This window comes from Streptacidiphilus carbonis (assembly GCF_000787775.1).
GTDB classification, from domain to species: Bacteria; Actinomycetota; Actinomycetes; order Streptomycetales; family Streptomycetaceae; genus Streptacidiphilus; species Streptacidiphilus carbonis.
In genome coordinates this window covers 16,276-31,539 of sequence record NZ_BBPM01000007.1, presented here as the reverse complement: position 1 = coordinate 31,539, position 15,264 = coordinate 16,276, and the positions used below count along the sequence as shown (strand labels likewise).

The window sequence follows — 15,264 nt, the reverse complement described above, 5'->3', positions numbered from 1 at the left end:
TAGTGAAGAAGCCCTCATGGAGCGTCAGATGGCGTGCGGATGACGGTTCCTTGAACAATTCGCAGCGTCCTCGCGCGCGTACGGGAGGTGAACACCGGGGGAACCTTGGGAGCGGTTCCTGTCCGGGGTATCGGGCAGGTGTCCGGCTTGCCTAGCATCGGCGTCGAGATGCTGGTCGGAGCGGTTGTCAGGTTGTGGGGTGCGTGGTGCGGAGGCCGACGGGGCCGACAGGGCCGCTGGGGTCGATCCGGCCCTGGCTGATAGCCGGGACGGTGGTCGTCCTCGCGGCGGTCGGCGGGTGCGGTGGTCCGGCGCCCAGGAAGGGCGCGAGCGCGGCGGGCGACTACCCGGACCTGCCGCACACCACGGTGCAGGTGTCGCCGGGCGGCTGCGGTACGGGGTGGACCGAGCCGAAGGCGGGTCTGCAGGTGTTCGAGGTGAGCAACACCGGCAGCCAGCCCGAGGAGGCCTACCTCAAGAACCCGGCCACCGGCGCGGTCCTGGGCGACGTCGAGGGCCTGGCGCCGGGCACCTCGCGCCCGATGGTGGTCCGGCTGTCCGCCGGGAAGTACGCCTTCTCCTGCCTGCCGCAGGACATCGACACCATCACCGGCCCCACCGTCGTGGTGACGGACGGCAGCGCGGCGGGCACGCCGGCCGTCGTCCCGGTGACCCAGCAGGACCTGATCCCGCCGACGCTGGCCTACCAGAAGTGGGTCGCCGCCCAACTCCCCGCGCTGGTCACCGCCGTGCAGTCGCTGCAGTCCGCCGTCGACGGCGGCGACACCGCCGCGGCCAGGAAGGCCTGGCTGCCGGCACACCTGGACTACGAGCGCCTCGGCGCCGCCTACGGGACCTTCGGCGACCTCGACGGCAGCATCAACGGCACCACCAAGGGCCTGCCGGGCGGCCTGGCCGACCCCGGCTTCGTGGGCTTCCACCGGCTGGAGTACGGGCTGTGGCACGGGCGGCCGGCGGCCTCGCTGCGACCGGTCGCGGCGCAGCTGACCAAGGACGTCGAGAAGCTCCGTTCGGACTGGGCGAAGGCGCAGATGGATCCGCTGGCCCTGGGTCTGCGGGCGCACGAGATCGTGGAGAACACCATCCAGTTCGAGCTGACCGCACGCACGGACTACGGCAGCGGGTCGAACCTGGCGACGGCGCAGGCGAACCTGCAGGGGACCGCGGAGTCGCTGGCGCTGCTGCGGCCGCTGCTGGTGACCAGGATGCCCTCGCTGCCGGCGATCGACGCGGCGATGAAGGCGGCGTCGGCGGAGCTGACCGCACTGGGGCCGGTGCCGCTGTCGGGGCTGTCGGTGACCGACCGCGAGCAGGTGAACGCGGTGTTCGGCGAACTGGTGACGGAACTGGCGCCGGTGGCGGCTGTGTGTGATGTGCGGAGGACGTCGTGATGGGCGGGTCGGGACAGGTGGACCGGCGGTCGGTGCTGCGCGGTGCGGTGGCGGCGGGAGCCGCCGGCGCGACCGCGGTGGGGCTGTCGGGAGCGGCGGCGTCACCGTCGTCGCCGTCGACCGGAAGTGGGAGCGGGAGCGGGAGCGAGAGTGCCGACGGCGTCTTCGACTTCCACGGGGTGCATCAGAGCGGCATTCTGACGGCCAAGCAGCGCTGTGCGGCGTTCGTCGCGTTCGATGTGACGGCGAAGGACAGGGCGGGCCTGTCGGCGCTGCTGAAGACGCTGACCGAGCGGGTCAGGTTCCTGATGGCCGGCGGGGTGCCGGAGCCGCTGGGCATCAGCGCGCCGCCCTCGGACTCCGGCGTGCTGGGCCCGGTGGTCCCGGCGGACGGCCTGACGGTGACGGTGGCGGTGGGTTCCTCGCTGTTCGACGGCAGGTTCGGGCTGTCGGCGCGCAAGCCCAAGCTGCTGCGCCCGATGGAGTCCTTCCCGGATGACGACCTGGATCCGGCCTGGTGCCAGGGCGACCTGCTGCTGCAGCTGGGGGCGGACAACGCCGACACGGTGGCGCACGCGCTGCGCGACCTGGCCCAGCACACCCGGGGTGCGATGCAGGTGCGCTGGCGGATCGACGGCTTCTCCTCGCCGCCGCGGCCCTCCGGCACGCCGCGCAACCTGCTGGGCTTCCGGGACGGCACCGCCAACCCCGCGGTCACCGACTCCCGGACGATGGACCAGGTCGTCTGGGTGACCCCGGCCCAGGGCGAGCCGGCCTGGGCGGAGGGCGGCTCGTATCTGGCGGTGCGGCTGATCCGGATGCTGGTGGAGTTCTGGGACCGGGTGTCGCTGAACGAGCAGGAGCGGATGTTCGGCCGGGCCAAGGTGTCCGGGGCTCCGCTGGACGGCCAGGTGGAGACGGACGCCCCCCGCTACGCCGCGGATCCGACCGGCGACGTGATCCCGATGGACAGCCATATGCGGCTGGCGAACCCGCGTACCGCGGGGTCCGACTCGCTGCGGATGCTGCGTCGCGGCTTCAACTACGACCGGGGTACCGACAGCAACGGCAACCTGGACATGGGTCTGGTCTTCTGCGCCTTCCAACAGGATCTGGACCGTCAGTTCATCGCCGTGCAGAAGAAGTTGGCGGGTGAGCCGCTCGTCGACTACATCACGCCGTTCGGCGGCGGGTACTTCTTCGCGCTGCCCGGGGTGCGTGATTCCAGCGACGTTTTCGGCAGCAGGCTGATGCTCTAGCGGGACCCCTGAGGGGTACGGTCTACGCGCACTGACTCACCGTCTTCTCATACGGCGTTCACGTTCCGGTCATCCGCGGGCACGCATCCGGACGTGCGTGCGGCGGAGGATGCGGGGCGAACGACTCAGTCTTGATGTCCTGCGGAGGGACCGGTAATGGCGATAGTGACTGGTGGCAGGAGGGGCGCCCGTTGGGCGGCCCTCGCGGGCGCGGCAGCGCTGGTGGCGGCTGCGGGGACCTCTCCGGCTTGGGCATGGGACGGGGGCCATGGCCACGGCGGCGGCTCGCAGCCGACCCATGTGTCGACGGCGACCCCGATCAAGCACCTTGTTGTGATCTATGACGAGAACGTCTCCTTCGACCACTACTTCGGTACCTACCCGATGGCGGCGAACACCGACGGCACCACGTTCAAGGCCTCCAAGCACACCCCCAAGAAGGTCAACAACCTGACCAACTCAGGGCTGCTGACGTCCAACCCGAACCTGTACGCGCCGCAGCGGCTGACCTCCGCGCAGGCTATGACGTGCGACCAGAACCACAACTACGGCCCGGAGCAGCTGGCCTACAACAGCGGCAAGGCCAACCTGTTCGTCCAGAACACGGACAAGGACACCTGCTCCGGCGGCCTCTACGGGACGCCCGGTCTGGGCATGGACTACTACGACGGCAACACCGTCACGGCGCTGTGGAACTACGCGCAGAACTACACCCTGAACGACAACTCGTTCAGCAACACCTACGGTCCTTCCACCCCGGGTGCGCTGAACCTGATCGCCGGTCAGACGCACGGCGTGATCTCGGTGAGCGGCACCGGCAGCACCACCAAGCCGGTGCAGACCTCCACCCCGGACTCCTACACGGTGCACTCGCCGAACGCCCAGGGCGTGGGCACGGTCATCGGCGACCCGGACCCGGCGTACGACGACTGCGCGGACGGCGACCACACCAGCACCAGCGCGCTGGGTGAGATGACCGGCGCCAACATCGGCGACCTGCTGAACCGGAAGAACGTCACCTGGGGCTGGTTCCAGGGCGGCTTCTCCCCCAGCACCGCCTACACGGGCAAGGCCGGCACGTACGCCAAGTGCGCGGGCGCCACCCACACCAACGTCGGCGGCGCGGCGGTCGAGGACTACAGCCCGCACCACAACCCGTTCGCGTACTACGCCTCGACGTCCAACCCGCACCACACCCTGCCGGCCGGCATCGACGAGATCGGCCACAACGGGCAGGCGAACCACAACTACGACCTGTCGTACTTCGACCAGGCCGTGACCGCGGACAAGCTGCCCGCGGTGAGCTTCGTCAAGGCCGCCGAGTACCAGGACGGCCACGCGGGCTACTCGGACCCGACCGACGAGCAGAACTTCCTCGTCAAGCAGATCAACACGCTGCAGAAGTCGCCGGAGTGGTCCTCGACCGCCGTCGTGATCGCCTACGACGACTCGGACGGCTGGTACGACCACGTCTACCACACGCCCACCAACGGCTCCGCGGACACCGCGCAGGACGCCGCGGCGTGCGTGGCGGCGGCCTCCGCCAAGAAGACCGCTCCGCTCGGCGGCTACGCCGACCGCTGCGGCCCCGGCCCGCGTCAGCCGCTGCTGGTGGTCTCGCCCTACGCGAAGACCAACAGCGTCGACCACACCTTCACCACCCAGGCCTCGATCACCAGGTTCATCGAGGACAACTGGAGGACGGGCCGCCTCGGCGACGCGTCCTTCGACGCCTCGGCCGGCTCGCTGGCCTCGGCGTTCGACTTCTGGGACCCGAACAACAAGCAGGTGCTGCTGAACGCCGACGGTTCGGTGGCGTCGGTGAAGCCGATCGGCGGCCGTGACGACCGCGACACCGTCACCAGCTTCGCCGTCGGCGACGCGGCGTCCACGAGCCCTGCGGGGTCGAGCGACTCCGCGGTGCTGTCCTTCGGTCTCGGTGCGGCGGCGCTGGCCGCGATGGGCACGGGCTTCACCGTGTCGCGCCGGAACCGGAAGGCCCGCGCGGCGAAGGTCTGATCCGGACCTGAGGGCCCAGAACACGGCGGCACCTGCCTCTCAACCTTGGTCGGGGACGAGAGGCAGGTGCCTTTGTTGTTCTCCGCGTGCGATCCGGCGACGCTGGCGGGGACGCGGTGGTGCGGATCCCGGAGGATGTGGCTCCCGGGATCACCGGGGCGGTTCTGACGAGCCGCCCCGGAGGTCAGACGGTGACCGGGCGGTCCGTGGGACGGATCGGGGCCGGCAGGGTCGAGGGGCGGCCGGACAGGTAGCTGTCGACCGCCTTGGCGGCCGAGCGGCCCTCGGCGATGGCCCAGACGATCAGCGACTGGCCGCGGCCGGCGTCGCCGGCCACGAAGACGCCGTCCACGTTGGTGGCGAACTTCCCGTCCCGGTCGACGTTGCCGCGGGCGTCCAGGTCGACGCCGAGCTGCTCGACCAGGCCGTTCTGGACGTCGGTGCCGGTGAAGCCCATGGCGAGGGTGACCAGCTGGGCCGGGATGGCGCGCTCGGTGCCGGGGACCGGCTCGAACTTCCCGGCCTTGAACTCGACCTCGACCAGGTGCAGTTCCTGGACGTTGCCGTCCTCGTCGCCGGTGAAGCGGGTGGTGTTGACCGCGTAGACGCGGTCGCCGCCCTCCTCGTGGGCCGAGGTGACCTTGTAGGTCATCGGCATGGTCGGCCAGGGCTGGTGGGCCGGGCGGTCGTCGCTGGGGCGGGGCATGATCTCCAGCTGAGTGACCGAGGCCGCGCCCTGGCGCAGCGCGGTGCCGAGGCAGTCCGCGCCGGTGTCGCCGCCGCCGATGACGATGACGTGCTTGCCCTTGGCGCTGATCGGGGAGTCGACGTAGTCGCCCTCCTGCACCTTGTTGGACAGCGGCAGGTACTCCATCGCCTGGTGGATGCCCTTGAGCTCGCGGCCGGGGACCGGCAGGTCGCGGGCGGTGGTGGCGCCGGCGGCGACCACGACCGCGTCGAAGCGCTCACGCAGCTGGCGGCCGGTGATGTCGACGCCGACCTCGACGCCGGTGCGGAACCGGGTGCCTTCGGCGCGCATCTGCTCGACCCGCCGGTTGACGTGCCGCTTCTCCATCTTGAACTCGGGGATGCCGTAGCGCAGCAGGCCGCCGATGCGGTCCGCGCGCTCGTACACGACCACGGTGTGGCCGGCCCGGGTGAGCTGCTGGGCGGCGGCCAGTCCGGCCGGCCCCGAGCCGATGACGGCGACGGTCTTGCCGGAGAGGCGCTCGGGCGGCTGCGGGGCGACGCCGCCGTTGTCCCACGCCTTGTCGATGATGGTGACCTCGACGTTCTTGATGGTCACCGGGTCCTGGTTGATGCCCAGGACGCAGGCCGACTCGCAGGGCGCGGGGCACAGCCGCCCGGTGAACTCCGGGAAGTTGTTGGTCGCGTGCAGGCGCTCGATGGCGCCGTTCCAGTCGTCCCGGTAGGCCAGGTCGTTCCACTCGGGGATGAGGTTCCCCAGCGGGCAGCCGTTGTGGCAGAACGGGATGCCGCAGTCCATGCAGCGGCCGGCCTGCTTGGTGATGACGGGCAGGAGGCTGCGTTCGACGTAGACCTCGTTCCAGTCCTTGATGCGGACGTCGACGGGGCGGCGCTCGGCGAGTTGCTTGGGCGTGGTGAGGAAGCCCTTGGGGTCAGCCACGGTTGGCAGCCTCCATCATCTTCGCGGTGGTCGCGGACTCGGAGAGCCCGTCTCGCTCGGCGGCGTCCTTGGCGGCGAGCACGGCCTTGTAGTCACGGGGCATGATCTTGGAGAAGCGGGAGACGCCGCTGCCCCAGTCGGCGAGGAGTTCGGCGGCCACGGTGGAGCCGGTCTCCTCGTAGTGCTGCTGGACGGTCTCCCGCAGCCATTCGCGGTCCGACGCGTCGGGGGCCTCGATGCCCACCATGCCGGTGTTGACGTTGTTGGGTCGCATGTCCAGGACGTAGGCGATGCCGCCGGACATGCCGGCTGCGAGGTTGCGCCCGGTCTCGCCGAGGATGACGACCCGTCCGCCGGTCATGTACTCCAGGCCGTGGTCGCCCACGCCCTCGACGACCAGGGTAGCGCCGGAGTTGCGGACGGCGAAGCGCTCGCCGGCCTTGCCGCGCAGGTGGATCCGGCCCGCGGTGGCGCCGTAGCCGATGGTGTTTCCGGCGATGACGTGGGCCTGGGCGTCGGCGCCGATGGCGGCGGCGTCCCGGGCCGGGCGGACGATCACGACGCCGCCGGACAGGCCCTTGCCGACGTAGTCGTTGGCGTCGCCCTCAAGACGCAGCGTGATGCCGCGCGGGACGAAGGCGCCGAAGGACTGTCCGGCCGAGCCGTTGAAGGTGATGTCGATGGTGCCCTCGGGCAGGCCCTCGCTCTTGTACCGCTTGGTCACCTCGTGCCCGAGCATGGTGCCGACGGTGCGGTTGACGTTGCGGATCGGGACCTGGGCGCGGACCGCCTCGCCGTGCTGCAGGGCCTGCTCGGCCAGCTCGATGAGCTGGTTGTCGAGGGCCTTGTCCAGGGCGTGGTCCTGCTCGGTGGTGCGGTGCAGCGCGGTGCCCTCGGGCAGCGCGGGCACATGCAGCAGCGGCGCTATGTCCAGCCCGTTGGCCTTCCAGTGGTCGACGGCCTTGGTGGCGTCGATCAGCTCGGCGTGGCCGACGGCCTCCTCGATGGTGCGGAAGCCCAGCTCGGCGAGGATCTCACGGACCTCCTCGGCGATGAACTCGAAGAAGTTCACCACGAACTCGGGCTTGCCGCTGAAGCGCTCGCGCAGCACCGGGTTCTGGGTGGCGACGCCGACCGGGCAGGTGTCCAGGTGGCAGACGCGCATCATGATGCAGCCGGAGACGACCAGGGGCGCGGTGGCGAAACCGAACTCCTCGGCGCCCAGCAGCGCGGCGACGACCACGTCCCGGCCGGTCTTCAGCTGGCCGTCGGTCTGCACCACGATGCGGTCGCGCAGGCCGTTGAGCAGCAGCGTCTGCTGGGTCTCGGCGAGGCCGAGCTCCCAGGGGCCGCCCGCGTGCTTGAGCGAGGTGAGCGGGGAGGCGCCGGTGCCGCCGTCGTGGCCGGAGACCAGCACGACGTCCGCGTGGGCCTTGCTGACGCCGGCCGCGACCGTGCCGACGCCGACCTCGGAGACCAGCTTCACATGGATGCGGGCGGCCGGGTTGGCGTTCTTGAGGTCGTGGATCAGCTGGGCGAGGTCCTCGATGGAGTAGATGTCGTGGTGCGGCGGCGGGGAGATCAGGCCCACGCCGGGGGTGGAGTGCCGGGTGCGGGCGACCCAGGGGTAGACCTTGTGGCCCGGCAGCTGGCCGCCCTCGCCGGGCTTGGCGCCCTGGGCCATCTTGATCTGGATGTCGTCCGCGTTGACCAGGTACTCGCTGGTGACGCCGAAGCGGCCGGAGGCGACCTGCTTGATCGCCGAGCGCCGCTGCGGGTCGTAGAGGCGCTCGGGGTCCTCGCCGCCCTCACCGGTGTTGGACTTGCCGCCGATGCTGTTCATGGCGACGGCCAGGGTCTCGTGGGCCTCCATGGAGATGGAGCCGTAGGACATGGCGCCGGTGGAGAACCGCTTGACGATCTCGGAGACCGGCTCGACCTCGTCGATGGAGATCGGGGTGCGGCCCTCGCCGTTGAACTTGAAGAGTCCGCGCAGCGTCATCAGCCGCTCGGACTGCTCGTTCACCCGCCCGGTGTACTGCTTGAAGATGTCGTAGCGCTTGGTGCGGGTGGAGTGCTGGAGCCGGAACACCGTCTCCGGGTCGAACAGGTGCGGCTCGCCCTCGCGGCGCCACTGGTACTCGCCCCCTATCTCCAGCCGGCGGTGGGCCGGGGAGATGCCGGAGACCGGGTAGGCCTGGGCGTGCCGGGCGGCGGTCTCCTGGGCGATCTGGTCCAGGGTGACGCCGCCGAGCTTGGTGGTGGTGCCGGCGAAATAGGTGTCCACCAGCTCCTGGGCGAGGCCGATGGCCTCGAAGACCTGGGCGCCGCGGTAGGAGGCGACGGTGGAGATGCCCATCTTGGACATCACCTTGAGGACGCCCTTGCCGAGCGCGTAGATCAGGTTGCGGATGGCCTTCTCGGGCTCGACGCCGTCGACGAAGTTGCCGAACGAGGCCATGTCCTCGACCGACTCCATGGCCAGGTACGGGTTGACCGCCCCGGCGCCGTAGCCGATCAGCAGCGCCACGTGGTGCACCTCGCGCACGTCGCCGGCCTCGACGATCAGGCCGACGTGGGTGCGCTGCTTGGTGCGGATCAGGTGGTGGTGCACGGCGGCGGTGAGCAGCAGCGAGGGGATCGGCGCGTGCTCGGCGTCGGAGTGCCGGTCGGACAGCACGATGATGCGGGCGCCGTCGGCGATCGCGGCGTCGGCCTCGGCGGCGATCTCGGTGAGCCGCGCGGCGAGGGCGGGGCCGCCGCCGGAGACCTTGTAGAGGCCGGAGAGGGTGACCGCCTTGAGGCCGGGCAGGTCGCCGTCGGCGTTGATGTGGACGAGCTTGGCCAGCTCGTCGTTGTCGATCACCGGGAAGGGGATGGTGACGGAGCGGCAGGAGGCCGCCTCGGCGTGCAGCAGGTTGCCCTCGGGGCCGAGGTTGCTGGACAGCGAGGTGACCAGCTCCTCCCGGATGGCGTCCAGCGGCGGGTTGGTGACCTGCGCGAACAGCTGGGTGAAGTAGTCGAACAGCAGCCGGGGCTTGTCGGAGAGCGCGGCGATGGGCGAGTCGGTGCCCATCGAGCCGAGCGGCTCGCCGCCGGTCTTGGCCATCGGCGCGAGGATGACCCGGAGTTCTTCCTCGGTGTAGCCGAAGGTCTGCTGACGGCGCGTCACCGAGGCGTGGGTGTGCGCGATGTGCTCGCGCTCGGGCAGCGCGTCCAGGGTGATCGAGCCGGCGTGCAGCCACTCCTGGTACGGGTGCTCGGCGGCCAGCTCGGCCTTGATCTCCTCGTCCTCGACGATCCGGCCGGCGGCCGTGTCGACCAGGAACATCTTGCCGGGCTGCAGCCGGCCCTTGCGGACCACCTGGTCCTGCGGGATGTCCAGCACACCGACCTCGGAGGCGAGCACGACCAGGCCGTCCTCGGTGATCCAGTAGCGGGCCGGGCGCAGGCCGTTGCGGTCCAGCACGGCGCCGATCTGGGTGCCGTCGGAGAAGGTGACGCAGGCCGGGCCGTCCCAGGGCTCCATCAGGTTGGAGTGGAACTGGTAGAAGGCGCGGCGCTGGGCGTCCATGGTGGCGTGGTTCTCCCACGCCTCCGGGATCATCATCAGCACCGAGTGCGGCAGCGAGCGTCCGCCCAGGTGCAGCAGTTCCAGCACCTCGTCGAAGGACGCGGTGTCGGAGTGGTCCGGGGTGCAGATCGGGAAGATCCGGTCCAGGCCCTGGCCGGTCCGGCTGTCCGGGAACAGGTCGGTGGCGAGCTGGGACTCGCGCGCCGTCATCCAGTTGCGGTTGCCCTTGACGGTGTTGATCTCGCCGTTGTGGGCGATGAACCGGTACGGGTGGGCCAGCGGCCAGCTCGGGAAGGTGTTGGTGGAGAAGCGCGAGTGCACCAGGCCGATCGCGGACGCGAAGCTGCGGTCCGAGAGGTCGGGGAAGAACGGCTCCAGCTGGCCGGTGGTGAGCATGCCCTTGTAGACCAGGGTGCGCGCCGACAGGGAGGGGAAGTAGACGCCGGCCTCGCGCTCGGCGCGCTTGCGCAGCACGAACGCGATGCGGTCCAGCTCCAGGCCGCTCCGGGCGTCGGCGCCGCCGGTGGCGTCGGCGACGAAGAGCTGGCGGAAGCGGGGCATGACCGAGCGGGCGGTGACGCCCAGCAGGTCGGGGGTGACCGGGACGTCGCGCCAGCCCAGGACGGTGAGGCCCTCCTCGGCGGCGACCGTCTCGATGGTCGAGACGGCGGCGGCCTCGGCCTCGTCCGCGTCGGGGAGGAAGGCGATGCCGACCGCGTAGGAGCCGGCGGCGGGGAGCTCGAACGCGACCTTGCCGCGCAGGAACGCGTCCGGGACCTGGGTGAGGATGCCCGCGCCGTCGCCGGAGTCGGGCTCGGCACCGGTCGCGCCGCGGTGTTCGAGATTGCGCAGAACCGTGAGTGCCTGCTCGACGATGCGGTGCTCGGCCTTGCCGGTGAGCGTCGCCACAAAGCCGACGCCGCAGGCGTCATGCTCATTGCTGGGGTCGTACAGGCCCTGCTGAGCGGGGCGCGCGTCCGCCAGAGCCCAGTAGGGCTTGGGGGAATTCTGCGGGGACGCAGACAGCATCGGCTCTCCCGTCGTGTCGTCGTGTTCGGCATGGTCACAATTCACATGCGCATCCGGGACGACGCTGGCCCTCTGCGATTTCGTGCAGGTTACATGATGCAATGGATTCCACAAAGTGGATTCTTGAGTCCACGATGTGGACAACGCAGCAGGTCAGGCCAGAGGTGTGGCATGCGCGGCGATACCGGAACCGCCCGGATCTCGTGGGGTGGGGAGAGCTCGGACGTCCTCGCAAGTGTGCCCGAACGACAGGCGTGCGAAACAGAGGGTTCATGCGTCCGCATGGTGTGAGTAACACCACCCGGACCTGCTGCGGCCCTGGGCAGACCCCCGCAGGTCAGCCGACGTGCGCCCCGATCAGGTGGCCCAGGGCGAAGGTGATCCCGGCCGCCGCGGTGCCCAGGGCGAGCTGCCGCAGCCCGCTGAACCACCAGCTGCGCGCGGTCACCTTGCTGACCACGGCGCCGCAGCCGAAGAGCCCGGCCATGGCCAGTCCGAGCGCCGGGAGCAGGCTGGTCGCGCCCAGCAGGTAGGGCAGCAGCGGCAGCAGCGCCCCGACGGAGAAGGCCGCGAACGAGGAGGCAGCGGCGACCAGCGGCGACGGCAGGTCGTCCGGGTCGATGCCCAGCTCCTCGCGGGCGTGCACCTCCAGGGCCTTCTCCGGGTCGGCGGTCAGCTGCTGGGCGACCTCGAAGGCCAGCTTGGGCTCCACCCCGCGCTCCACGTAGAGCTGCGCCAGCTCGGCCAGCTCCTCGTTGGGGTTGCGGCGCAGCTCCAACCGCTCGATCTCCAGCTCGGCCTGGACCAGCTCGCGCTGCGAGGCCACCGAGGTGTACTCCCCAGCCGCCATGGAGAAGGCGCCGGCCGCCAGCCCCGCCAGGCCGGTGAGCACGATCGCCTGGTGGCCCACATTGCCGCCGACCACACCGGCCATCAGCGCGAAGTTGGACACCAGTCCGTCCATCGCCCCGAACACGGCCGGACGCAACCAGCCGCCGTTGACGTCGCGGTGGGTGTGCGCGTACGCCTCGGCGGTGGCGGCTATGGACTCGGCAGAAGGGACGGCGGCGGAGCCGCCTTGGGCGTGGGGAGCTGCTGCGGTACTGGTCACGTCACTAAAACTAGACTGTGTCCAAGTTTTGTTCCAGTAAGGAAGTACTGCCTTACCGCACCTCTGACCTGCAAGGTCAGCCTTGCCTTCACGCGTAGAAGGCACGCCGGACCCGGCGCAGCCAGGCATCGGCGGCGGCCTCGTCCGGCGCGACCGGCAGCACCCCCGGGCCGTCCAGCACCGACTCTGCACGGGCCAGTAGCGGCTGGGCGCGCTCCGGCTGCTCGGCGATCCACTCGCCCAGCCGCCGCACCTCGTCCGGGTCGGACAGGCGGACCGTGAGCTGCCCGGTGGTGTGCAGCTCCTCCGCCTGCCGCAGCAGCCGCACCAGATGGCGGGCGTGCTTTGCGGCCCGGGCGTGCTGCGCGGGGTCGCGGGTCAGCAGCTTGCGGAACTGCTGGGTGGCGTAGCCGAGATAGGCGTTGCGCACCCCGCGCTCCGACAGCAGCGACCCGCGCAGCGCGATCAGCTCGTCGCCGAGCGCGGTGCGGGTGTCGTACCGGTCCAGCCAGAGGATCTCGCTCGCGGTCGGATTGCTGCTCAGGATCAGCCGCACCGCCTTGCGCGCCTCGTGGAAGGTGCTGTCCGGGTTGGTCCTCACCACCGACTCCTGCGGACCGTGCAGCCCGAACAGCTCCACGGTGGGCGCCGCGAACATCCCGAGCACATCGACGTCCGAGCCCTCGTGCGCGAGCCCGTAGGCGGTCGAGCCGACAACACCGGCCAGCAGTACGTTCATACGACGAGCTTGCCCGGGCTGACACGGGCCGGGCCAACGATTTACCGCTCAGGCGTAGGGGTGCCAGCCGTGGGTGTCGATGGTGAAGTCCATGGGGTCCGGCATTCTCAGCGGCTGCCCGAAGACGCCCTGCGTGGTCTCGACATAGCGGCTGCCGTCCAGCTCCAGGACATGCCAGCCCGCGTCGTTGGGGTCGACGATCACGTACACCGGGATGCCGGCCGCCGCGTAGGCGAGCCGCTTGTCCTCCCAGTCGCGCTTGATCGCCGCCCGGGTCGTGGAGACCGTTTCGACGACAGCGAGCAGGATCTGGGACGGCCAGTCATCCATGGTCAGCGGGGTGTCCTCGGCCCTCACCACGACGGCGTCGGCCCTGGGACGGTAGTCGTCGGCCAGGAAGACACCGCGCTCGGACCAGGCGGCGAACGGCTCCGGCGTCCGGCGGACGAAGGCACGCCCGGGGAGGTCGTGGATCGATCCGGGGTTCGCCTGCATGACGAGCTCGCCGTCCAGCAGTTCGACATACAGTCCTGCCGGGATTTCCAGATCGCGCCAGGCCTGGACGAGCCGGTTGCTCGGTGTGGAGGGTTCGGGCGCCATGTCCGCACGGTACCAAGCGAGAAGCGTCCGAACCGGTCGGATCAGCGCAGCCGGCCGTCGGTTATGTGCAGGACCTGGTCGGCGCGGGCCGCCAGGGTGAGGTCGTGGGTGACCATGACCGTGGCGGTGGCGTGGTCGCGGGTGACGGTGGCGAGGAGGTCTACGACGGCGGCGCCGCGGGTGCGGTCGAGGGCGGAGGTGGGCTCGTCGACCAGGAGGACGGCGGGTCGGGTGAAGAGGGCGCGGGCGATGTTGACGCGCTGGCGCTCGCCGCCGGAGAGCTGGTGCGGGCGGCGGCGCTGTTGGGCGTCGGTGAGGCCGACGGCGGTGAGCAGCTGGGCGGCGCGCGGAAGTGCGGCCTTCGGACTGTCGCCGCGCAGGTGCGCCACGGCCTGGAGCTGCTCCAGGGCGGTCAGCGAGGGCAGCAGGTTCGGCTGTTGGAAGACGATGCCGATGCGGTCCCGGCGCAGTTCGGCGGCGCGGCGGGGGCTGAGCGCGGCGGTGTCCTGCCCGGCGATCAGCACCCGTCCCGAATCGGGTCGCAGCAGCGTCGCGGCGACGGCGAGCAGGCTGGACTTGCCGGAGCCGGAGGGACCCGCGATCGCGGTGAAGCCGCCGGGGTCGACGTCCAGGCTGACCCGGTCCAGGGCGGTGAGGCGGCGGTCGCCGTCCGGGTAGCTGAGGACGACGTCGTCCAGGGTGAGGCCGTTCATCGGCTGGCTCCCAGTGCGGTGAGGGGGTCGACGGAGGTGATCCGGCGGACGGCCAGGCCGGCTCCGGCCAGGCCGAGCGCCACCATGGCCAGCACCGGGACGGCGACCGTGGCGCCGCTGAGTGCGAAGGGCAGGCCGCCGCCGCTCAGGAGCGCGCCGCCGGCGACGCCGACGGCCGCGCCGGTGAGGGTGCCGCCGAGCAGCAGCACCAGTGCCTGCGCCAGCGCGTCCCTGACCAGGTAGCCGCTGGAGGCGCCGACGGCCTTGAGGACGGCGATGTCAGTGCCGCGCTGTACGGTCCAGACAGTGAAGAAGGCGCCCACCACCAGGGCACTCACGACGAAGAGAAAGCCCTGGATCATCCGCAGGCTGCTTTGTTCGGCGGAGTACCCGTCGATACCGGCCAGTGCGCCGCCGCGGCTGACGGTACGGGTGTTCCGGGCCCGGTCGAGCGCCGCGGTGTCCGCGCTTCCCGGTTGGACGGCGAGGGCGCTGGGGGCAGTGGCTCCGCTGACCCGCTGCCAGGTGGGTTCGGTGGTCCAGACGCTCGCGGCGTGGCCGTAGGAGCGGTCGGCGGTGATGCCGGAGACGGTGAGGGTCTGCGCGCCGACGGTGACGCGGCTGCCGACGGTGATCCGGTCCGCCCGTGCGGTCTTCGCGCCGACGGCGACCTGGCCCTCGGCGGGCGCGCGGCCGGACACCAGCGGCGGGAGCAGGGCCGCGCCGGTGCCCAGGACGCTGACCGAGGCCGCGGTGTCCTGGCTGGTCAGCCGGGACATGGCGATGCCCAGCGGGGCGACCGTGCCGATCCCGGGGGCGGACTGCCAGGCGGTGAGCTGGGCCGGACCGATGCTGCTGTTGCTGAACGAGACCTCGAGGGCGGTGCCCTGGGGCGAGCCGAAGACGATCGAGGCGGCCGGGAGCCGCGCCACCGCCGAGGAGGCGTCGGCGGCGAGCCCGCCGGTCAGCCCGTACAGAAAGGCGACCAGCATGGTGATGAGCGTGACGACAGCGCCCATCAGGGCGAACCGCCCACGGGCGAAGCGGATGTCACGCAGGGCGACGAACAACGGGATCCTCCAGGGGTGGGCCGGTACGGCTCCCACGCTCCTGGAGTCGGCGCCCGGTGCCATCAGGGAGAGGAGCGGTCCCCGATCCAT

At 70.9% G+C, this 15,264-nt stretch carries 10 protein-coding genes; 3 read left to right on the top strand and 7 right to left on the bottom strand.

Annotation, left to right across the window (positions count from 1 at the left end; all coding sequences use genetic code 11):
* Positions 1–206: 206 nt before the first annotated feature.
* From TR46_RS07495 to TR46_RS07485, 3 genes are all read left to right on the top strand, one after another.
* Positions 207–1,412, top strand: a complete 1,206-nt coding sequence (locus tag TR46_RS07495; protein ID WP_052432624.1) for an EfeM/EfeO family lipoprotein — start codon at positions 207–209, stop codon at positions 1,410–1,412.
* Positions 1,412–2,671, top strand: coding sequence for an iron uptake transporter deferrochelatase/peroxidase subunit (gene efeB / locus TR46_RS07490; protein WP_042395778.1), 1,260 nt, complete (start codon positions 1,412–1,414; stop codon positions 2,669–2,671). Before TR46_RS07495 ends, efeB begins: the two co-directional genes overlap by 1 nt.
* A 156-nt stretch (positions 2,672–2,827) precedes the next feature.
* Positions 2,828–4,690, top strand: a complete 1,863-nt coding sequence (locus TR46_RS07485; RefSeq protein ID WP_042395776.1) for a phospholipase C — start codon at positions 2,828–2,830, stop codon at positions 4,688–4,690.
* Between the two features lie 184 nt (positions 4,691–4,874).
* On the opposite strand, the gene TR46_RS07480 is transcribed toward TR46_RS07485, so the two are convergent.
* The 7 genes from TR46_RS07480 to TR46_RS07450 form a co-directional block, all read right to left on the bottom strand.
* Positions 4,875–6,338, bottom strand: a complete 1,464-nt coding sequence (locus tag TR46_RS07480; protein WP_042395773.1) for a glutamate synthase subunit beta — start codon at positions 6,336–6,338, stop codon at positions 4,875–4,877.
* The gene (gene gltB, locus TR46_RS07475; protein WP_042395770.1) at positions 6,331–10,941 is read right to left on the bottom strand and encodes a glutamate synthase large subunit; all 4,611 of its coding nucleotides are present in this window, start codon (positions 10,939–10,941) and stop codon (positions 6,331–6,333) included. The genes TR46_RS07480 and gltB overlap by 8 nt, the downstream gene beginning before the upstream one ends.
* 337 nt (positions 10,942–11,278) lie before the next feature.
* A complete protein-coding gene (locus tag TR46_RS07470; RefSeq protein ID WP_042396132.1) occupies positions 11,279–11,986 on the bottom strand; it encodes a VIT1/CCC1 transporter family protein in 708 nt (235 codons plus the stop codon).
* A 154-nt stretch (positions 11,987–12,140) separates the two neighbouring features.
* Positions 12,141–12,791 carry a nucleotidyltransferase domain-containing protein gene (locus TR46_RS07465; protein WP_042395766.1) on the bottom strand — a complete coding sequence of 217 codons (651 nt, stop codon included), beginning with the start codon at positions 12,789–12,791 and terminating at the stop codon, positions 12,141–12,143.
* A 48-nt stretch (positions 12,792–12,839) separates the two neighbouring features.
* Entirely contained in the window at positions 12,840–13,391 is a 552-nt protein-coding gene (locus tag TR46_RS07460; protein ID WP_042395763.1) for a Uma2 family endonuclease, read from the bottom strand.
* A 41-nt stretch (positions 13,392–13,432) separates the two neighbouring features.
* Complete coding sequence (locus tag TR46_RS07455) at positions 13,433–14,104, bottom strand: ABC transporter ATP-binding protein (protein ID WP_042395760.1); 672 nt, start codon at positions 14,102–14,104, stop codon at positions 13,433–13,435.
* Positions 14,101–15,264: an FtsX-like permease family protein gene (locus TR46_RS07450; RefSeq protein ID WP_236655247.1), complete on the bottom strand. Its 1,164-nt coding sequence runs from the start codon at positions 15,262–15,264 to the stop codon at positions 14,101–14,103. Before TR46_RS07450 ends, TR46_RS07455 begins: the two co-directional genes overlap by 4 nt.